At 70.2% G+C, this 20,057-nt stretch carries 17 protein-coding genes; 15 read left to right on the top strand and 2 right to left on the bottom strand.

The genetic code is table 11. The annotated features are described in order from the left end of the window. Positions 1–166 precede the first annotated feature (166 nt). The 7 genes from ACFZDK_RS26370 to ACFZDK_RS26340 all read left to right on the top strand — a co-directional run bounded on the left by ACFZDK_RS26370 (position 167) and on the right by ACFZDK_RS26340 (position 8,446). The gene (locus ACFZDK_RS26370) at positions 167–1,549 is read left to right on the top strand and encodes a glycoside-pentoside-hexuronide (GPH):cation symporter (protein WP_390976159.1); all 1,383 of its coding nucleotides are present in this window, start codon (positions 167–169) and stop codon (positions 1,547–1,549) included. Between the two features lie 146 nt (positions 1,550–1,695). Then, a complete protein-coding gene (locus tag ACFZDK_RS26365; RefSeq protein ID WP_390976157.1) occupies positions 1,696–2,703 on the top strand; it encodes a TIM barrel protein in 1,008 nt (335 codons plus the stop codon). Positions 2,704–2,734: 31 nt separating this feature from the next. Further along, positions 2,735–3,133, top strand: coding sequence for a DUF6379 domain-containing protein (locus tag ACFZDK_RS26360; RefSeq protein ID WP_365792862.1), 399 nt, complete (start codon positions 2,735–2,737; stop codon positions 3,131–3,133). Continuing rightward, entirely contained in the window at positions 3,133–4,614 is a 1,482-nt protein-coding gene (locus ACFZDK_RS26355; protein WP_390976154.1) for a GMC oxidoreductase, read from the top strand. Before ACFZDK_RS26360 ends, ACFZDK_RS26355 begins: the two co-directional genes overlap by 1 nt. A 4-nt stretch (positions 4,615–4,618) precedes the next feature. After that, complete coding sequence (locus ACFZDK_RS26350; RefSeq protein ID WP_390976153.1) at positions 4,619–5,779, top strand: Gfo/Idh/MocA family oxidoreductase; 1,161 nt, start codon at positions 4,619–4,621, stop codon at positions 5,777–5,779. Next, positions 5,776–6,783 carry a TIM barrel protein gene (locus ACFZDK_RS26345; protein WP_390976152.1) on the top strand — a complete coding sequence of 336 codons (1,008 nt, stop codon included), beginning with the start codon at positions 5,776–5,778 and terminating at the stop codon, positions 6,781–6,783. Before ACFZDK_RS26350 ends, ACFZDK_RS26345 begins: the two co-directional genes overlap by 4 nt. 160 nt (positions 6,784–6,943) lie before the next feature. Then, positions 6,944–8,446: a carboxylesterase family protein gene (locus tag ACFZDK_RS26340; RefSeq protein WP_390976150.1), complete on the top strand. Its 1,503-nt coding sequence runs from the start codon at positions 6,944–6,946 to the stop codon at positions 8,444–8,446. A gap of 266 nt (positions 8,447–8,712) precedes the next feature. Here ACFZDK_RS26340 and ACFZDK_RS26335 read toward each other — a convergent pair whose 3' ends face one another. After that, a complete protein-coding gene (locus ACFZDK_RS26335; protein ID WP_390976148.1) occupies positions 8,713–9,747 on the bottom strand; it encodes a helix-turn-helix domain-containing protein in 1,035 nt (344 codons plus the stop codon). A 250-nt stretch (positions 9,748–9,997) separates the two neighbouring features. On the opposite strand from ACFZDK_RS26335, the gene ACFZDK_RS26330 reads away from it, so the two are divergent. From ACFZDK_RS26330 to ACFZDK_RS26300, 7 genes are all read left to right on the top strand, one after another. Next, positions 9,998–10,894 carry a dioxygenase gene (locus ACFZDK_RS26330; RefSeq protein WP_390976146.1) on the top strand — a complete coding sequence of 299 codons (897 nt, stop codon included), beginning with the start codon at positions 9,998–10,000 and terminating at the stop codon, positions 10,892–10,894. Then, a complete protein-coding gene (locus ACFZDK_RS26325) occupies positions 10,891–11,964 on the top strand; it encodes a maleylacetate reductase (RefSeq protein ID WP_365792848.1) in 1,074 nt (357 codons plus the stop codon). Before ACFZDK_RS26330 ends, ACFZDK_RS26325 begins: the two co-directional genes overlap by 4 nt. A 67-nt stretch (positions 11,965–12,031) precedes the next feature. Next, positions 12,032–12,799: a CoA transferase subunit A gene (locus tag ACFZDK_RS26320; RefSeq protein ID WP_365792846.1), complete on the top strand. Its 768-nt coding sequence runs from the start codon at positions 12,032–12,034 to the stop codon at positions 12,797–12,799. A gap of 2 nt (positions 12,800–12,801) precedes the next feature. Continuing rightward, entirely contained in the window at positions 12,802–13,446 is a 645-nt protein-coding gene (locus ACFZDK_RS26315) for a 3-oxoacid CoA-transferase subunit B (RefSeq protein ID WP_390976143.1), read from the top strand. Further along, complete coding sequence (locus ACFZDK_RS26310; protein WP_390976141.1) at positions 13,443–14,648, top strand: acetyl-CoA C-acyltransferase; 1,206 nt, start codon at positions 13,443–13,445, stop codon at positions 14,646–14,648. Before ACFZDK_RS26315 ends, ACFZDK_RS26310 begins: the two co-directional genes overlap by 4 nt. Before the next feature lie 534 nt (positions 14,649–15,182). Continuing rightward, complete coding sequence (locus ACFZDK_RS26305) at positions 15,183–16,532, top strand: acyl-CoA dehydrogenase family protein (RefSeq protein ID WP_365792840.1); 1,350 nt, start codon at positions 15,183–15,185, stop codon at positions 16,530–16,532. After that, positions 16,532–17,080, top strand: coding sequence for a flavin reductase (locus tag ACFZDK_RS26300; protein WP_390976139.1), 549 nt, complete (start codon positions 16,532–16,534; stop codon positions 17,078–17,080). Before ACFZDK_RS26305 ends, ACFZDK_RS26300 begins: the two co-directional genes overlap by 1 nt. Positions 17,081–17,158: 78 nt before the next feature. On the opposite strand, the gene ACFZDK_RS26295 is transcribed toward ACFZDK_RS26300, so the two are convergent. Then, a complete protein-coding gene (locus tag ACFZDK_RS26295) occupies positions 17,159–18,151 on the bottom strand; it encodes a helix-turn-helix domain-containing protein (protein WP_390976137.1) in 993 nt (330 codons plus the stop codon). Between the two features lie 548 nt (positions 18,152–18,699). Here ACFZDK_RS26295 and ACFZDK_RS26290 point away from each other — a divergent pair. Next, positions 18,700–20,004: a helix-turn-helix domain-containing protein gene (locus ACFZDK_RS26290; protein WP_365792834.1), complete on the top strand. Its 1,305-nt coding sequence runs from the start codon at positions 18,700–18,702 to the stop codon at positions 20,002–20,004. Positions 20,005–20,057 lie beyond the last annotated feature (53 nt).

Here is a 20,057-nt window from a genome sequence, read left to right as displayed (position 1 = left end):
CTCCAGGCCGGGACGGGTGTGCCTGGGGAGGTGCTGTTGGAGGAATAACCAAAATCTTAATTTTGAATTTACTCTGTCTTGCGCTGGACACCAGTGTGGTGTGCTCTGTTCCTCCAGGGGCGCCGGTCCGGCGTCGTGCCACGCAATGGAGCGGAGCGCCTTGGACATGACGATCAGCGCTGTCAAACCGCAGGTGCCCCAGGGGGTGACCACCCGCCTCGGCTGGCGGGAGAAGTTCGGCTACGGAGCCGGGGACCTGGCCTCCAATCTCTCGTGGAACCTCGTCGGAGGCTTCCTCCTCTACTACTACACCGACGTCGCCAAGGTGCCTGTCGCGGCCCTGGGCACCCTCTTCCTCGTCGCCAGGCTGGCCGACGCCGTGATCGATCCGGCCATCGGCGTCCTCGTGGACCGCACCAGGTCCCGCTGGGGCAAGGCGCGCCCCTATCTGGTCTTCGCCTCGATACCCTTCGGGGTCGTCGGCGTGCTGACCTTCATGGTCCCGGACGTGAGCGACAGCGGGAAGCTCGTCTACGCGTTCGTCACGTACCTGACCCTGGGGCTGCTGTTCTCCCTGGTCAACGTCCCCTACAGTGCCCTGCTGCCGATGATGACACGTGACTCGGACGAGCGGATGCAGATGGGCGGTCTGAGGGCCATCGGCAGTTCCGTCGGATCCATCATCGTGACGGCCTCCACGACACCGTTCGTGGCCTGGCTGGGGGCCGGCAGTGAGCAGCGGGGCTGGACCATCGCGACCACGATCTACAGCGTGCTGAGCGTCTGCTTCTTCGCCGTCACCTTCCTCGCCTGCAAGGAGCGGTACGCCCTGCCCGCCGAATCCGAGCAGGTCGGGCTGACGGCCGCCCTGCGGACGCTGTGGGGAAACCGGCCGTGGAAGGTGGTCTTCGTCTACGGGGTGCTCAACTTCGTACGACTGTCCCTGGTGCTCGGGGTGACCGTGTACTTCGCCCTGGCGGTGCTGCGCGCCCCCTGGGCGATCTCGGTACTGCTCCCGCTGGTGTCCGGCACGATGATCGTCGGTGGCCTGGTGGCCGCTCCGTACTACCGCCGCTTCGGCAAGCGCCGCGGCAATCTGCAGGCGCTGGCGGTGGGCTTCGTCGCCTGGGCCGCGCTGTACCCGGCCGAGGGTGCCTTCCCCGTGTTCCTCACCTTCTACATCATCGCCACACTCGCGATCGCGGTGTCGATGGTGTCGATGTTCACGATGGTCGCGGACACCGTGGAGTACCAGCAGTGGCGGTTCGGCACGCGGCACGAGGGCTTGCTGTCGTCCGGCATCAGCTTCGCCACGAAGGTCGGTTCCGCCATCGGCTCGGCCGCGATCGCGTACGGACTCGCTCTGGCCGGCTATCGGGCGGGCGACGAGGGCGGGGTGGCGGTGACCGCCATTCGCGTGCTGTTCTACGGCGTCCCGTTGCTCCTCGTCGTGGCGCAGGCCGTGACGATGGCCTTCTGGGATCTGGATGGGCGGCACGAGGAGATGCGCGCCGAGATCGACCGCGCGGCCCACGCTGAGAAGAGCTGACGCTCGCTCCCAGTGGAGGAACAGGGGTGTGAGTCCCTCGTCTTGGGCGGTACCTTCCGCCAAAAAAACAGAATCAGAATCTTGTATTTATTCCAGCTCGGGGCACACACTGGCCCCCACGGGACCGAGCAAGGAGACGACAGCCGATGACCCCCATCTCTGGTCGGCCGCCGCACGCCATCCGCCGCGGAGTCAGCCTCTACTCCTTTCAGGAGGAGTACTTCCTGCGCACCATGACCGTCGAGGACTGCGTGGCCGCCGCCGCCGGCATGGGCGCGACCGGCATCGAGATCATCCCGGAGCAGTCGGTCCCCGGCTATCCCGAGCCGACCGACGAGTTCGTCACGCGCTGGCACGACTGGATGCGCGCCTACGGTACGACGCCCGTGGCCACCAACGCCTTCCTCGACACCAAGCTGCACTCCGACCGCCTGCTGACCCTCGACGAGCAGGCCGCCCGCGTCCGCCGCGACATCGACATCGCGGTACGTCTCGGCGCGCCGATCGTGAAGGCCACCGTCAACTTCTCACCCGAGGTGATGGCTGCCGTCGCCCCCTACGCCGAGGACCAGGGGGTGCGGCTGCTGCTGGAGGTCCACGCGCCGTTCCACTTCGGGCACCCGTGGATCCTGGAGCACCTGGAGGTCATGCACCGCGCCGGCGCCCACGTCCTCGGGTTGATGCCGGACATGGGCATCCACGTACGGCGGTTTCCGCGCGTGGTGAGCGAGCGGGCCCTGCGCGACGGGGCACGGCCCGACCTCGTCGACCACATCGTCCGCACCTACGACGACCACGGCGACACCCACGCGCTGATGGACATCGTCAACTACCGCGGCGGCGGGCCCGTCGAGTTCGCCCTGGCCCGGCAGGCCACCCATTACATCTGGACGGAGCCCAAGGAACTCCTCGCCCACATGCCCTTCACCGGGCACATCCAGGCGAAGTTCTACGAGATGACCGACGAGGGCACCGAGTACAGCATCCCCTACGAGGACATCGTCCCGGTCCTCGTCGACGGCGGTTTCACCGGTTACCTCTCCAGTGAGTACGAGGGCAACCGCCACATCCAGGACGCATTCCACGTCGACAGCGTCGTGCAGGTGCGCCGGCAGCAGACGCTGCTCGCCCGCCTCCTCGGCGAGACCGCCTGATCACCACCCACCACCGCGGAGAGGCTTCACCGTGTTCGACAAGTACATCGTCTGCGAGGACGGATTCCGCACCCGGGGTGACGGCCGCCCGGGCGGCGAGCTGGAGGTGAGGATGCCCTACTACCGGGGCCTGTTCCTGTCCATGGTGGAGGCCGTCGACCTCACCCTCGACGAGCGCCCGGTACCCGCAGAGCGCACCACCTTCAGCGTGCACGGCAACACCTACACCTTCGCCGAGCTGCCCCAGGTCACCGACGACCGGTGGGAGATGGGGGAGCGGGCCGTCCTCGCCTTCGAGACCGACGCGCCGCTCGCTCCCGGTGACCACGACGTCGCCGTGTCGGTGCGGTTGCGGATCTCCTACATGCCGGTGCCCGGCGGCGGCCGTGACCGCAAGCGGCTGCGGCTCGGGGCCGGAGCGGGGAAGTGATGAGGAGGGACTTCCCCACGCGCGTGGACGTGGCCGTCGTCGGCAGCGGACCGTGCGGTGCCGCCTACGCGCGCATCCTGTCCGAGCAGCGCCCCGATCTGGACCTGGCCACCTTCGAGGTGGGCCCCCTGCTGGCCGACCCGCCGGGCGTGCACGTGAAGAACATCGCCGACCCGGCCGAACGCGAGCGCGCCCAGCTCCGCTCCCAGGGGCTGGCCCCGGCCCCCGCCGACGGGCGCCTCTCCCGCCCCGGCACCTTCCTCCTCCCCGACGGCTACCAGAGCCCCGGCGAGGACGGCCTGCCGAACGCGGCGATGTCCAGCAACGTCGGCGGCATGGGCGCCCACTGGACGGCCGCGTGCCCGCGCCCCGGCGGCGGCGAACGCATCGGCTTCGTGCCGGGGATGGACGAACTCCTCGACGAGGCCGAGCGGTTGCTCGGCGTCGACGCCCACGCCTTCGACGACGCCCCCTTCGCCGCCGAGGTCCGCAAACGCCTGGCGGACGCCCTGGACGCCGACCGCCCGCAGGCCCGCCGAGTGCGGCCCATGCCCCTGGCGGTACGGCGCCACGACGACGGCCGCGTCACCTGGTCCGGAGCCGACGTCGTCTACGGCGAGGCCACCCGCGCCAACCCACGGCACACCCTCTGCCCCGAGGCCCTGGTCACCCGCGTACTGGTCGAGAAGGGCCGGGCCGCGGGCGTCCTGGTGCGCGACCTGCGCGACGGCACCGAGCACGAGGTGCGCGCCGCACGGGTCGTCGTCGCCGCCGACGCCCTGCGCACCCCCCAACTGCTGTGGGCCTCCGGCGTACGGCCGCCCGCCCTCGGCCGGTACCTCAACGACCAGCCGCAGATCGTGTACGCCGTCCGCCTGCGCGACGTCCAGGCGGCACCCGGTACGGCCACCGCCCCGTCCAGCGGCGTCAGCTGGGTGCCGTACACGGACGACGAGCCCTTCCACGGCCAGGTGATGCAGCTCGACGCCTCACCCGTCCCGCTGGTCGGGGACGACGTCCCGGCGCCCGGGTCGATCGTGGGCCTGGGCTGGTTCTGCGCGAAGGACGTACGGGCCGAGGACCGCGTGGAGTTCGACGACGCCCGTCGCGACGCCTACGGCATGCCCGCGATGCGCATCCACTACCGGCTCACCGAACGCGACCACGCCTCCCTCGACGCGGCCCGCACCGCGGTCCGCCGGGCGGCCGACGCCCTCGGCGACCCCCTCGACGACGCACCCCGCACCCTCGCCCTCGGGGCGTCGCTGCACTACCAGGGCACCGTCCGCGCGGGCCTCACCGACGACGGCACCTCGGTCTGCGACCCCATCGGCCAGGTCTGGGACGTACCGGGCCTGCACGTCGCCGGCAACGGCGTCATCCCCACGGCGACCGCCTGCAACCCGACGCTCACCTCGGTGGCCCTGGCCGTCGCCGGCGCCCGCCACATCGCCCGCACCCTGCCCCTCGAAGGACGGTGACACCTTGCCCGGAGACACCCTGCGCGTGGCCCTCGTCGGACACGCGTTCATGGGAGCCTCGCACTCCCAGGCGTGGCGGACCGCGCCGCACTTCTTCGACATGCCCTTGGCTCCCGAGCAAGCCGTACTGGTCGGCAGGGACGCCGAACGCGCGGCACAGGCCGCCCGACGGCTCGGCTGGCAGGAGAGCGCGACCGACTGGCGTCAGGTCGTGCAGCGGGATGACATCGACCTCGTCGACATCTGCACCCCCGGAGACACCCACGCCGAGATCGCCGTCGCCGCGCTCGCGGCGGGCAAACACGTCCTGTGCGAGAAACCCCTCGCCAACACGGTCGCGCAGGCCGAGGAGATGGCGGCGGCGGCCCGGGACGCGAGCGGGCGCGGCATCCGCTCCATGGCCGGCTTCACCTACCGGCGCGTACCCGCCGTGGGGCTCGCCCGGCGGCTCGTCGCCGAGGGCCGGATCGGGCGCGTACGGCACGTCCGCGCCCAGTACCTGCAGGACTGGCTGGCGGATCCGGCCACCCCCATGAGCTGGCGGCTGGAGAAGGACCGCGCCGGGTCGGGAGCGCTCGGGGACATCGGCTCCCACATCGTCGACATGGCCCAGTACCTCACCGGCGAACGGCTCACCGGGGTCAGCGCCCTGACCGAGACGTTCGTCGACAAGCGGCCGCTGCCGGACGGCACGGGATCGGGCAAGGTGACCGTCGACGACGCCGCCGTCTTCCTCAGCCGTCTCGACGGCGGCGGCCTGGCCACCTTCGAGGCGACCCGCTTCGCCCTCGGCCGCAAGAACGCGCTGCGCATCGAGATCAACGGCGACCGGGGGAGTCTCGCCTTCGACTTCGAGGACATGAACGTCCTGCACTACCTCGACGGCACCGACCCCACCGCGAGCGCCGGATTCCGCCGAGTGGTCGCGACCGAGCCCGAGCATCCGTATGTCGCCGCCTGGTGGCCCCCCGGTCACGGCCTCGGCTACGAGCACGGCTTCACCCACCAGGTCGTGGACCTGATCACTGCCATCGCCCAAGGCACCGACCCTGAGCCGTCGTTCGACGACGCCCTCCAGGTGCAGCGGGTGCTGGAAGCCGTGGAACACAGCGCCGCGCATGACTCTCAGTGGACCGCTGTTCAGGACCGAAAGGAGAGCCGATGACCCGCCCCGTCACCCTTTTCACCGGCCAGTGGGCCGACCTGCCCCTCGAGGAGGTGTGCCGGCTCGCGTCCGGATGGGGCTACGACGGCCTGGAGATCGCCTGCTGGGGCGACCACCTCGACGTCGCCCGCGCCGCCGAGGACGACACCTACCTCGACGGCCGCCGCGCCTTGCTCGACAAGTACGGCCTCCAGGTCCACGCCATCTCCAACCACCTCAACGGTCAGGCCGTCTGCGACGACCCGATCGACGAGCGCCACCGCGCCATCGTCCACCCCAGGGTCTGGGGCGACGGCGACCCGGAAGGCGTACGCCGCCGCGCCGCCGAGGAGATGAAGCTGACCGCACACGCGGCGGCACGCCTCGGTGTCCGTACCGTCGTCGGTTTCACCGGATCGAAGATCTGGAAGACCGTGGCGATGTTCCCGCCCGTACCCGAGTCGATGATCGACGACGGCTACGCCGACTTCGCCGCCCGCTGGAACCCGATCCTCGACGTCTTCGACGAGGTCGGCGTGCGCTTCGCCCACGAGGTGCACCCCTCTGAGATCGCCTACGACTACTGGACGACCACCCGCGCCCTCGAAGCGGTCGGCCACCGCGAGGCGTTCGGGCTCAACTGGGACCCGAGCCATTTCGTCTGGCAGGACCTCGACCCGGTCGGCTTCCTGTGGGACTTCCGGGAACGGATTTACCACGTCGACTGCAAGGACGCCAAGCGCCAGGTGGGCAACGGCCGCAACGGCCGCCTCGGCTCCCACCTGCCGTGGGCCGACCCGCGCCGCGGCTGGGACTTCGTCTCCACCGGCCACGGCGACGTGCCGTGGGAGAGCTGCTTCCGCATGCTCAACACCATCGGTTACGACGGACCGATCTCCGTCGAATGGGAGGACGCGGGCATGGACCGCCTGGTCGGTACTCCCGAGGCCCTGGCCTTCGTCAGGCGCCTTGCCTTCGACCCTCCCGCGGCGTCGTTCGACGCCGCCTTCTCGAACGGAGCGTGAGATGCCATCACGTTTTCGCTTTGTCGGCTTGGGCGTAAGAGGCCGACGACTCGGTCTGGCGGGCCTGGCCGCCTGCCTGTTCGCCCTGATCGCACTCATGGCACCGTCGGTGGTGTACGCGTCGCCGGAAGGCAGTGCGAAGGGGAGCGGTGCTCCTCTGGTGAGGACCGACGACGGCTTGGTGCGCGGGGTCAGGAGTGCCGCCACGGACAAGTTCCTCGGCATCCCGTACGCCGCGCCGCCCACCGGTGAGCGCCGCTGGCGCCCGCCGGCCGCGGTGACCCCGTGGCGGGGCGTCCGCGCCGCGACCGCCAACCCTCCGGCCTGTGCCCAGGCAGTCGGCGGACTGCGGCCCGGTGAGGCGAGCGTCACCGAGGACTGCCTGTACCTCAGCGTCTACCGGCCCGCGCACACCACCGTGAGAAAACTGCCCGTGCTGTTCTGGATCCACGGAGGCGGATACGGCTCAGGCGCGGCCAACCTGTACAACGGCACCAAAATCGCCGCGGCCAATGACGCGATCGTGGTAAGCATCAACTACCGGATCAACGTCTTCGGCTTCCTGGCCCTGGCGTCCCTCGACCACGAGCAGGGCAACTCCGGAAACTACGGCTTCCTCGACCAACTGGCCGCCCTGCGCTGGGTGAACAAGAACATCGCCGCCTTTGGCGGGGACCCGGGCCGCGTCACGATCGACGGCCAGTCGGCCGGCGCCTTCTCGGTCTGCAACATGCTGGCCGCGCCGGCGGCCAAGGGCCTGTTCAGCGCGGCGGTCATGCAGAGCGGCGGAACCTGCCCCACCGCGTCGAAGACGTCGTACCAGGAGACGGACCAGGCGATCGTCAAGGCCGCGGGCTGCTCCGCAGCCGACGCCCGTGCGGAACTGGCCTGCATGCGGCGCAAGTCCGTCGGCGAGCTGAACGACGCGATGGCCAAGGTGCCCGCGGCGGGCGCCTGGAGCGTGGTGGCCGGCGGAAACGCGCTGCCCACCCAGCCACTGGAGGCAGTCAAGGCCGGCGACTGGAACAAGGTGCCGGTCCTGATGGGCACCACCCGGGACGAGGCACGGGCGGAACTGCACTACATCGGGGCGTCGTTCCCGCAGTCCGAGGACGGATACCACTCTGTGATCCGTGCCTTCTTCGGCGACCGGGCCGACAAGATCCTCGCGGAGTACCCGGCCTCCGACTACACCGACCCCGCCTACGCCACGGCCGCGGTCCTCACCGACAGCGGCGCGACCGCAGGGCTGGGCGGCTGCGGCGAACTGTCGACCGCTGACATCTTCGCCGAGCAGACCACCACCTACTTCTACGAGTTCTACGACCCGAACGCGCCGCCTCTGACGGTCCCCGAACCGCCGAAGGGCTTCCAGATGGGTTCGGCGCACAGCTCCGAGCTGGCCTCTCTCTTCCAGAACGGCTACGCCCAGCAGCCCTCGCACTTCACCACCGCGCAGAAGGCGCTGTCCGACCGGATCATGCGGTACTGGGCCACGTTCGCCGGGCGGGGCAACCCCAACGCACACGGCCAACCCGACTGGCCGGCGTACCAGGGCGGCGGCAACGGCATCGTGCAGCTCAGCCCGGACAACGTCTCGACGATGCCGGACTACGGGGCCGAACACCACTGCGCCTTCTGGCGCTCTCTTGGAGGGGCATAGCCGGGCAACACCCGTGCGGCGGGAGAATGAAGAAGCCGCGCTTCGCCGCTCGGTCACGCCGGAGTTCAAGGACGAGATCGTTGAGCTGTGTCACCGTGGTGACCGCTCCGTCGGTCAGATCGCCATGGACTTCGACGTGACCGAGACCGCGGTGCGCCGACCTCGGCGGCGAGTGCTTCCCCGGACGCACCGGCAGGACCCGCACCCACCTGCAAGGTCTGCTCACCCGCCGATGCCCCCCTTGGGTGGGCGCACCCGCCGCCATATCAGCTGATCGGCATGCGTCGGCCGCCGTACCCGAGGTCCCCCCGCTCACCGAGACCCTGGCCGCCGGACCTGGCCAGGGTCTCGGAGGGCGCGGCGCCGAAGCGCCGGCGATAGGCGGCGGAGAACCGGCTCAGGTGCGTGAAACCCCACCGCCCGGCCGATTCGGTGACTCCCGTGGCGCCGGTCAGGAGTTCGGCGTGGACACGGTCCAGACGGACGTTGCGCAGATACGTCATCGGGGTCACGCCGAGGTACTCCCTGAAACCTTCCTGGAGGCGTCGGGCGCTGACGCCTGCCACCTGGGCCAGGTCTCCGACGGTGTAGGGGGTCTCGGGGTGGGCGTCGATCAGGTCGACGGCCTTGCGTACCGTCCGCGGGTAGGCGGGAGGCTGCGGACGAAGCAGCGCTTCCGTGTAGTTGTGCGGCTGGGCCAGCAGCAGGCCGCTCACCAGGAGGCGCTCGAAGTGCTGCTGGATCGCGTGTCGGCCGATGAGCCCACTGGTGCTGTCGGACTCGGCCAGCAGCAGGTCCAGAGTGTTGCGCCAACTGCGCCCGGGCGCGGACGTCAGATCGAAGTCGAACGCGAATTCCAGCGGGGCCTGCAGCGGGCGGCCCAGGAGGGCCTCGAGTTCGGTCTCGACAAGGCTCCGGTCGATCTTGATTCCCAGATGTTGCTCGCCGTGGTCGCAGCTCAGCAGCCGGTGCTGCTGTGTCGGCGCGAAGACCATGGCATCGCCGGCGGTGGCCACCATCTCCTGACGTCCGGTGGCTGCTTCGATGGCGCCTTGCAGTACGACGTTGACGTGGTAGTGCGCCGGCGTCCGCCCGGGATCGACGCGTGTGCGCTGGCCGAAGGTCATCAGGCCGATGGTGATGTGCTCAGTGCGCGTACCACGAAGTTCCCCGCCGGGGCCCTCAATGCCCGACAGCGGGGTGACCTCCGCCGGATAGAACAGGTCATTGAGGCGTTCGCGGAAATCCTCGAAGCCTGAATCGCGGCACAGCACGTGGCTCGCCAACAGGGAGCGCCCCATACTCCATTCTTGCACAGGCGGTGGACGCGAGATCTCCGCGGGACATCCCCTGGCCGCACCCGCACCCCCGGACAGGCCGTTCGGAACTCGTCGCGCGATTCGGCTGCCGGCCGCGCTCCGCGGATATCGCCCCCGGCTGCGGCTCCATAGCGTTTCCTCAGCTTGTTCGCCGGGCGCCGACCGGCGCGAGGAGGAGCGATCGCCGTCCGGCCCGGCCGAAGAACGCCCGCCACCCCACTGGAGGTATGTCATGCCCGCCACCGACGAAGCAGTGAAGGCCATTACCGCGGCGGCCGTCGACAGCTTCCACGACACCCCCGACCCCCGGTTGCGTGAACTGCTCCAAGGGCTCGTCCGCCATCTGCACGGCTACGTCCGTGAGCTGCGCCCCACGATCCAGGAGTGGGAGTGCGCCGTGGAATACCTCACCGCCGTCGGGCAGAAATGTGATCCCACCCGTCAGGAATTCATCCTCCTCTCCGACGTGCTGGGTGTCTCCATGCTGGTGGAGACCGTCAACGAGCAGGGCGGCGGCACCGAGAGCACGGTCCTGGGACCGTTCCACGTCGTGGAGTCCCCGAAGCGCGAGAGCGGGGACAACATCGATCTCATGGGCACCGGAGAGCCCTGCGTCGTGTCGCTCCGCGTCACGTCGGCGGACGGCAGCCCGCTGGCCGGAGCGAGCGTCGACGTCTGGCAGTGCACCGAGGACGGCTTCTACGATGTGCAGCAGCCCGACGTCCAGCCACTGGGCAACGGACGCGGACTCTTCCGGACCGACGACGAAGGCCGCCTGTGGTTCCGCACGATCGTGCCGAGCCACTACCCCATTCCGACCGACGGCCCGGTGGGACGGCTGCTCGACGCCACCGGGCGGCACCCGTACCGCCCGGCTCACATCCACTTCATCGTCGAGGCCGACGGCCATCGACCGCTGACGACGCACATCTTCGTCGCCGGCAGCCCCTACCAGGACTCGGACGCCGTCTTCGCCGTCAAGGAGAGCCTGGTCGTCGACTTCCCGCAGGTCGACGACGAGAAGAAGGCCCACGAGTACCAGGTCACCGCTCCGTTCCGCATGGCCGAGTTCGACATCACCGTCGAGCCGGAGACGATCGAGCCCGAGACGCACAAGGACGCCCGATGAACACCCCGCTCGACTTCAGCTACCAAGCGCTCCCGATGCGCGTGGTGATGGGCCCCCGCGCCCTCGACCGGCTCGCCGACGAGATCGACCACGCCGGCCTCAAGCGGGTCATGGTGCTGTGCTCGCCCGAACAGCGGGAGCTCGCCGAAACCGTCGCCGGCCTCATCGGCGCCCGAGCTGCCGACATCCACCCCCACGCCCGTATGCACGTGCCCGCAGAATCGGCGGCCGAGGCCCAAAGGCGCGCCAAGGAGGTGAACGCGGACGGCTGCGTCGCCGTCGGCGGCGGCTCGGCGATCGGCCTCGGGAAGATCGTCGCCCTCCAGTACGGCCTGCCGATCATCGCCGTACCGACGACGTACGCCGGGTCCGAGATGACGCCGGTGTGGGGTCTGACGGAGAACGGCGTCAAGCGCACGGGCAGGGACCCCCGCGTCCTGCCGGTCTCGGTGCTGTACGACCCCGCGCTCACCTTGACCCTGCCCACTTCGGTCTCCGTGACCAGCGGCATGAACGCGATCGCGCACGCGGTCGAGGCCCTGTACGCGCCGGACGCCTCACCGATCATTGATCTGATGGCCGAGGAAGGTGTGCGGGCGCTGGCCGCCGCGCTCCCGGACATCGTCGCCGACGGCGCCGACCTCGACGCCCGCGCCCGTGCCCAGTACGGCGCGTGGCTGTGCGGCGCCTGCCTAGGGGCCACCACGATGTCCCTGCACCACAAGCTCTGCCACGCCCTCGGCGGCACCCTCGACCTGCCGCACGCCCAGACCCACACCGTGGTGCTCCCGCACGCGCTCGCCTACAACCAGGTCGCGGCGCCCAAGGCGGTGGCCGCGCTCGGCCGCGCCCTCGGCACCTCCGCCGACCCGGCCGCGTATCTGTGGGACCTCGCCGGCCGGCTCGGCGCCCCGCGGTCCCTGCGGGAGCTCGGCATGGCCGAGAGCGACATCGACCGCATCGTCCAGGTCTCGCTCGCCAACCCCTACGCCAACCCCCGCGAGGTGACCGCGGACGGCCTCGGCCACCTCCTGCGCGCCGCCTGGTCCGGACAGCCCCCGACCTCCTGAGAGCACGTCCGCCCAGCGACGCAGCCGGATCACGATGGAGCCAGATCACGATGGAGTCAGAACGACCATGAACAAAGTCATCGCCTCCGCCGCAGAGGCCGTGGCGGACGTGCCGGACGGCGCGTCCCTCGCGGTCGGGGGATTCGGACTGAGCGGAGTCCCGGGCGCACTGATCCAGGCGCTCCTTGAGGCCGGCGTGTCCGGGCTGTCGGTGGTGTCCAACAACTGCGGAGCGATGGACTCTGGCCTCGCCGTCCTGCTCTCCGCCGGCCGTGTCGCGCGGGTGACGGGCTCGTACATCGGCGGCAACAAGGAGTTCGCCCGCCAGTACCTGGGCGGCGAGATCGAGGTCGAGATGATCCCCCAGGGCACGCTCGCCGAGCGCCTTCGCGCCGGTGGCGCGGGCATCCCCGCCTTCTACACCCCGGCCGGGGTGGGCACCCAGGTCGCCGAGGGCGGCATGCCGTGGCGCTACGACGGCAACGGCGGCGCCGCCCTCGTCTCCCCCGCCAAGGAGGTGCGGGAGTTCGACGGCGTCGAGTACGTACTGGAACGCGCCATCCGCACCGACTTCGCGCTCGTACGGGCCGCCCGGGGCGACCGGCACGGAAACCTCGTCTTCAACAAGTCCACCCGGAACTTCAACCCGCTGGCCGCCACGGCGGGCCGGATCACCGTCGCGGAGGTGGAGGAACTGGTCGAGCCCGGCGAGATCGACCCCGACGCCGTACACCTGCCGGGCATCTTCGTGCAGCGGGTGGTCGCCCTCACCCCCGAGCAGGCCGCCGACAAGCGGATCGAGAACGTCACCACCACACCGAGAGGGGACGCGTAACCATGGCCTGGACGCGTGAGGAGATGGCCGCGCGGGCGGCGCGCGAGCTGACGGACGGCCAGTACGTGAACCTCGGCATCGGCCTGCCCACCCTCATCCCCAACCACCTCCCCGACGGCGTGGAGGTGATCCTGGAGTCGGAGAACGGCATCCTGGGCACCGGTCCCTTCCCGTACGAGGAGGACGTCGACCCGGATCTGATCAACGCGGGCAAGGAGACCGTCACGGTCCTACCGGGCGCGTCCTTCTTCGACTCGGCGCTGTCCTTCGGCATGATCCGCGGCGGCCACATCGACGTCGCGGTGCTGGGCGCGATGCAGGTCTCCGCCCGCGGCGACCTCGCCAACTGGGCCGTCCCCGGCAAGATGATCACCGGCATCGGCGGCGCGATGGACCTCGTTCACGGTGCCCGCACCGTGATCGTCGCCATGACGCACACCGCGAAGGACGGTTCCCCGAAGCTCGTCGACGAGTGCACGCTGCCGCTCACCGGCAAGGCATGCGTCGACCGTGTCATCACCGACCTCGCGGTCATCGACGTCACCCCGGCCGGCCTGCTGCTGACCGAGACCGCACCGGGCGTCACGGTCGGCGAGGTCGTCGCCAGGACCGCCACCGAGCTGATCGTCGCAAAGGACCTCACGTGACCAAGGACGTCTACCTCGTCGACGCCGTCCGCACCCCGGTCGGAAAGTACAACGGCTCCCTCGCCTCTGTACGCCCGGACGACCTGGCCGCGCACACCATCCGCGAACTCCTCGCCCGAACCCCGGACCTGGACCCGTCGCTGATCGGCGACGTGTACTACGGCAACGCCAACGGCGCGGGCGAGGAAAACCGCAACGTCGCACGCATGGCCGGCCTCCTCGCGGGCTTGCCCACGTCCGTTCCGGGCGCGACCGTCAACCGGCTGTGCGCGTCGGGCCTCGAAGCCGTCATCCAGGGCTACCGGGCGATCGCGCTCGGAGACGCGTCCGTGATCGTCGCGGGCGGCGTCGAGTCGATGACTCGCGCGCCGTACGTGCTGCCCAAGTCGCCCGTCCCGTTCCCGGCGGGCCACGCCGAGCTGTACTCGACCACGCTCGGCTGGCGGATGGTCAACCCGAGGATGAACCCGCAGTGGACCGTCCCGCTGGGGGAGTCGGCCGAGCTCATCGCCGACAAGCACGGGATCACGCGCGAGCAGCAGGACGAGTTCGCGCTGCAATCGCATCTGAAGGCCGCGCGGGCCCAGGAGCAGGGCCTCTTCGACGCCGAGATCGCGCCGGTCTCCGTCCCGCGGCGCAAGGGCGACCCGGTCCTCTTCGCGGCGGACGAGGGCGTACGGGCGAGCGCGTCCCTGGAGGCGATGGCAAAGCTCCAGCCGTCGTTCCGCAAGGAGGGCGGCACGGTGACGGCGGGCAACGCCTCAACGCTCAACGACGGCGCGTCGGCTCTCCTCCTGGCCGATGAGGAGGGGCTGAGGGCGACGGGCCGCGAGCCGCTGGCGCGGATCGCCGCGTCCGGTGTCTCCGCGATCGAGCCGCACTACTTCGGCCTCGGACCGGTCGAGGCGGTCCACCGTGCCCTCGACCGGGCAGGCAGGTCCTTCGCCGACCTCGACGTGCTCGAACTCAACGAGGCGTTCGCTGCACAGGTGCTCGGCTGCGTCGCGGAGTGGCCGGAGTTTGACTCGGAGATCCTCAACCCGCTCGGCGGCGCGATCGCCCTGGGCCACCCGCTCGGCGCCTCCGGCGCCCGGCTGACCGGCACGGTCGCCCACCAACTGGCCCGCAAGGGCTCCGGCGTGGGCGTCGCGACCCTGTGCATCGGTGTCGGCCAGGGCCTCGCACTCGTACTCGAACGCTGACACTCGTCCGGCGCCACCCGAAAAACGGCTTCGCGCCAAACGGAACGCATCCGTGGAACCTGCGACGGGGCAGGCTGCCCCCGACACGAGCGAGCTTCCCACCCGGACCGCCGGCACGCGCACTCTCCCACTCTCCGCACCGGCGGACGACTCGGCACCTGCCTGTTCCCGCCCGTCCGGCCTGACCAGCCGGTACCGCGCACAAAGGGGTGCTCACCCCCGGCCCGGCGCTCATCCGGGGGAACGTATACGACGGCTTCGCACCCGCGTCGATCAGGTCTGCGACCAGGTGAGCACCCCGGCCGGGGTCCGGGCGGGGTGCTCACCGCGAGCTCTCCGCAGGCGCCGATCCGCCATCCCTCCCCGTTTCCGCCGTGTACGGCCCGATCCTTCGACGGGGATAAGTCGGCGCCCTGAGACTCGTTCGTACCGGGATTCGCGCAGTTGCGGAGCTGAATCCGTGGCCGCCCGCCCGGAGGTCCCGCCATGTGCAGGTACGGCAGGCGGGGCAAGCGGCGAGAACAAGGAGCGATGATGACCACCGTTGACGACACCCCACGCGTCGACCCCCAGGCGCAGGCCCATCCGACTGCTGCCCTTCGTCCGATGGGCCGCGTGCTGGCCCAGCCCGAACCCGGCCTCACCGTCGACGACCTCGTGCGGCGGGCCCGCGACATGCGCGACCACCTCCGCTCCGAGCAGGAGGCGACGGAGAAGCGGACGTACTACTCGCAGGAGACCCACGAGGCCTTCCAGCGGGCCGGTTTCTACCGCATGCTCCAGCCCAAGACCTTCGGCGGCTACGAGCTGCGGGTGCCCGAGTTCTACCGGGTGATCCTCGAGGTAGCCCAGGGCTGCCCCTCCACGGGCTGGTGCCTGGCCCTCGGCTCGGAGAACGTGCTCGTGTTCTCCTCGCAGTTCGGCCCTGAGGTCCAGGCCGAGGCGATGGGCGAGGACGGACACTTCATCGCGCCCCACCGAGTCGTCCCGTCGGTCCGCGCGGTTCCCCACGCAGACGGCTGGGAGCTGACGGGCACGTGGAGCTACAACTCGGGGGCCCCGTACTCGACCCACGCGCTCGGTGCCGTCTCGTTGCCCCCCGGCGAGGACGGCGCGCCCCGCTTCGGCATAGCGGTGGTGCCCCGGTCGTGCTACACGGTGCTCGACGACTGGGGCGACAACATCGGCCTGCGGGGCAGCGGTTCGCCCTCCATCCGCGTGGAGAACGCCGTGGTGCCGCGGGGCAACGTGCGCGAGGTCGAGGGGCAGGAGCACATGTGGGCAGAGTCCGTCGGCATGGCTCTGCACGGCAATCCCATGTACGCGGGGCGCTTCTCGGGCTTCTTCTACGGCGAGAGTCTCGCCGTCGCGACAGGCATCGGTCGGGCCATGCTCGACGAGTACCGGTCGGCGCTGCTGGAGAAGAAGCCGATGTGGGATCCGCAGGGGCTGCGCGCGGACGACGCCCACTACCAGCGGTGGTACGGCGAGGCGTGCTCCCTGCTCGACGCCGCCGAGGCGGTGACGCAGCAGGTGGGAGAGCTGTATCACCAATTCAGCGAGCGCGAGGTGCGGGGCGAGGGGGAGTTCGGCCCCGCCGACGACCTGCGCCTGGTGAACCTGTCCGGGCAGGGCGGACGGTTCGTGACCGAGGCGATGGACCTCCTCGTCCGCACCGGCGGATCGAGCGCGCTCCGCCAGGGGACCCGTACCGAGCGCTACTGGCGGGACTTCAGCGCCTACCGCTCGCACTCCGTCCCGATGACGCGCGACCTCATGAACCTTCGTTTCGGTGCCGCCGACCTGGAGGCGCGCCGGGCCCGGACCGGGACCGACGCCGAGACCACCGTCGTGAACGGCGGCACCACGAAGGCGGGTGCCTGATGAAGACCGCGCTCACCGCCCATGACACCGCCCGTGACACCGTTCCGGGCAGCACCCCGGACTTCGATACGGCCCGATTCCGCGATGTGCTGGGCAGGTTCTGCTCCGGTGTCACGGTCGTCACCGCCTCGCTCGACGGCCGCCCGGCCGGCCTGACCTGCCAGTCCTTCATGAGCCTGTCACTGGACCCGCCGCTGGTCGCGTTCGCCCCGGCGGCCACCTCCGGGAGTTACGCGACGATCCGGGAGGCCGGCTGGTTCGCGGCCAACATCCTCGCCGAGGACCAGGCCGAACTCGCCACGGCGTTCGCCCGCAGCGGCGGCGACAAGTTCGCGGGGGTGCGGTGGCGCCGCGAGGTCACCGGCGCTCCCCTGCTCGACGGCACAGCGGGCCATGTCGAGTGCGAACTGGTCGAGGAGTACCCGATCGGCGACCACCTGGTGGTCGTGGGCCGGGTGGTGGCGCTGGCAGGCCACCCGGACGCCGCTCCCCTGCTGTACTTCCGGGGCTCGTTCGGAGCCCTGTCCGGGGGCCCGGAGCGTACCTGAGCACCCGAGGTGCTGAATCACGTTCGCTGCGGACCTGGCCCGGTACCGGCCCCGGCCGGCTACCGGGCCGTACCCGTCTCAGCCCGCCCGGCGCGCGCCGTCAGCCATGACGGCGGCCATGCCGCGGGCCTGCTGCGCGAGGTCCGTGGGGCGAACGCCGAAGCGCTTGGCGAAGCTCGTCGAGAAATGCGACGCGGAGGCGAAGCCGCACCTGTGGGCGACCTCGGCCACCGTGAGGCGCTCACGTCCGCCGGACGTCGCCAGCATCCGGTGGGCGCGGTCCAGCCGCAGACCGCGCACGAACTGCGGCACGGTCGTGTTCTGGGCGGCGAACACCCGGGAGAGGTGACGCTCGCTGATGCCGATCCGGGCCGCGATGGACGTGGCGCTCAGCCCCGGGTCGTGCAGATGGCGTTCGATCACCTCCCGGGCGGCGGCGTAGTGGGCGCCCGTGGACAGGGGCGCACCCCGCCCGGAGATGAGCGTTGCCAACAGTTCCAGCATCGTGGCGTCGTCCGCCCGCACGGACGTCACCGACCGGGCGGCCCCGTCGAGCAGGCGCCCGAGGGCGGTCACGCAGGCACCCAGGGGACCGTCGACGTCGACGACCTGGGGCCGGGGCGGCTTCGCCCCGTGGGTGAATTCGGCATACAGGGAACGCGGCACCGTGATCGACACGTCGTGCTGGTCCCCGCTGTAGCCGCGCATGAACGGCTGGTCGCTGTGGAGGAGAACCTGCCCCGGGCGCAGCGTGAGGACGCCGTCACTGGTGCAGAACGCCGACTCGCCGCGCAGGACCATGTGCACCGCCACCTGGTCGGCGGGATGGTCGCGTACGTGCCCGGCGTCGCGCTCGACCACGTGCGAGGTCGAGGCCGTCCGCAGGACGTCGAGCGCGCCGATCGTCGTGCGGACGCTGGAGGCGTGGAAGACGGACTGCAGGGGACGGAAGCGCATCGGCGCCACCAAGGCGGTGTTGTGGGCCTCCCAGGACGCCACCCGGTCCGGCTCGGGGATGCCCGCAGTGGAGAAGCGGACCGATTGAGCATCGGACAAGGGTGTCGTACTCATACGGCCTTCCCCTTCGAGGGTCTGCGTCGGCCTCGGCGGTAACGCCGCAGCAGCCGGTGGGCGCCCCTGACATCTGCCGACTCGGTTCAACTCCGGCCCCGCGACATCTACCAGGGTACCCGGAGCGATCACCGCCGAACCGGTACCCCTCCGGCGGTGGCTTCCACGCCCACGCGCTCTGCCTCGGGCCGGCACGGAGGGAGAGGGCGCCTGGTAACGACCTGCAAGCCATGAACTGCGCGGTATTGTCGTATTCCTGCCCTGAACGAGGTCATAGCCGTGGTGGTGACTGCCCCGCTCAGGTCGGAGAAGGCCAGTCCGCCAAGGTCCGCACGGCCGACGGGGACGGCTTTCGGCGGCCACGTGAGCGACACGACGCAGTGCTGGCCCTGATCACTTCACCCAAGAAACCAAAACGGGCTTGAGATGAGCGAAAGCTCCTCAGTCAAGCGCATCGATTACTGGCTGCCGTTGCCTCCGACCGGCGACCGGTACGTGCTTGGGCAGGCCGGTCGGCTGCTGCCGAGCTGAAAGGACGGGTTGGACCGATGACTGTCGAAGGGTACTGGGTCCGGAGCCTGCAACCGACCCGGACTGACCTGCCCGCTCCCGCCTGCAGCTCCGACATGTGGCAACTGGCCCTGGACCGGCTGGGCGAAGAACCATTGGCCTGGGCGATCGAGCTCGCGATCGAACTCAGCGAGAAGGTGAGCGACGTGCTGCTCCTGGGCGGTCGGGACCGCGCCGTGCAGATGTTGCGGCCCAGCTCGGAGTCGTTCGTCATCACCACCCTGCTCGCGGTGTTGTCCGGCGTGCCGGACAGATCGGGGAGCACTCGGGAGATCGAGCAAGGCGTGATCGATCTGATCCCCCGTCGCGTGCCCCTGGAGCAGGTCCTGAGCGGGTTCCGCGCGGGGAACGAGCAGCTGGCGGAAGCGTATCTCGGCGCATGCCGCCGCCTCGTGCCGCCGGAGCAGCAGGCCGAACAGTTGGAGGTCGTGTTCACGATCCTGTTCGAGTTCGCGAATTCGTTCCATGCGACGATCAGCGATTTCTACCTCGCGGAGGAGCGTCGGTGGCTGGCGAGTGCGAACGCGCGGCGGGACCAGATGGTGCGGTCGATTCTCGCCGGCGAAGATATCTCGGCCGAGACCGCGTCCCGGGTTCTCGGCTACGACCTGGCGAGTTCCTCACATGTCGGCGTGATTTTCCGGCGGAGCGCGGCCGCATCCGGAGATGCCACTCCGCTACGTGAGGAGGCCGTGTCGATGCTGAGCGGTTTGGAAGCGACGGCGTGTCTGGTGATGGCGATCGACCGAACGGAAGTCTGGGCTTGGGCATCTGTTCCGGGTCAGTGTGCTCCGGATGCGTCCACCATCCCCGCGCTCCGCGGTGTCCTCGTGGCAGTGGGGAGGCGGCAGTCCGGCTTGGAGGGATTCAGAACCACTCACGCTGAGGCACGGGCTGCAGTACGCGTGGCCGAGTTGAACGCCACCGCGATCGGGGGTGGGCAGGTTGTGGATTTCCACGACGTTCGCCTGGTGGCTCTCCTCACGGCCGATTCGGCCGACGCGCTGAGTTTCATGCGTGACGAGCTCGGCGAGCTGGGCGGAAGTGGAGAGACGCCGCGCGTGCTGCGCGAGACGTTGCGGGCGTACCTGGGAAGCAATAGCAGACCGCAGGACACGGCCCGCACCCTGTTCGTGGCGAAGAACACGGTCATCTACCGCGTCAAGCGTGCGGAGGAGATGCTCGGCCACGACATCAGGGCCCGGCAGCTCGAACTGGGTGTCGCGTTGCGGCTCGCGGCCGTCATCGGCCCGGACGCGGGCTCTGCTTCGCCGGCCGTGTAGCCCGGTCGCCAGTCGAGGCCGTTGGTTCGTCGGCGCAATCGACGACGAACGTT

Source organism: Streptomyces sp. NPDC007901, assembly GCF_042959465.1.
Lineage (GTDB): Bacteria > Actinomycetota > Actinomycetes > Streptomycetales > Streptomycetaceae > Streptomyces.
Note: the sequence above shows the minus strand (reverse complement) of the source record. Positions and strands in the feature narration are given on the sequence as shown.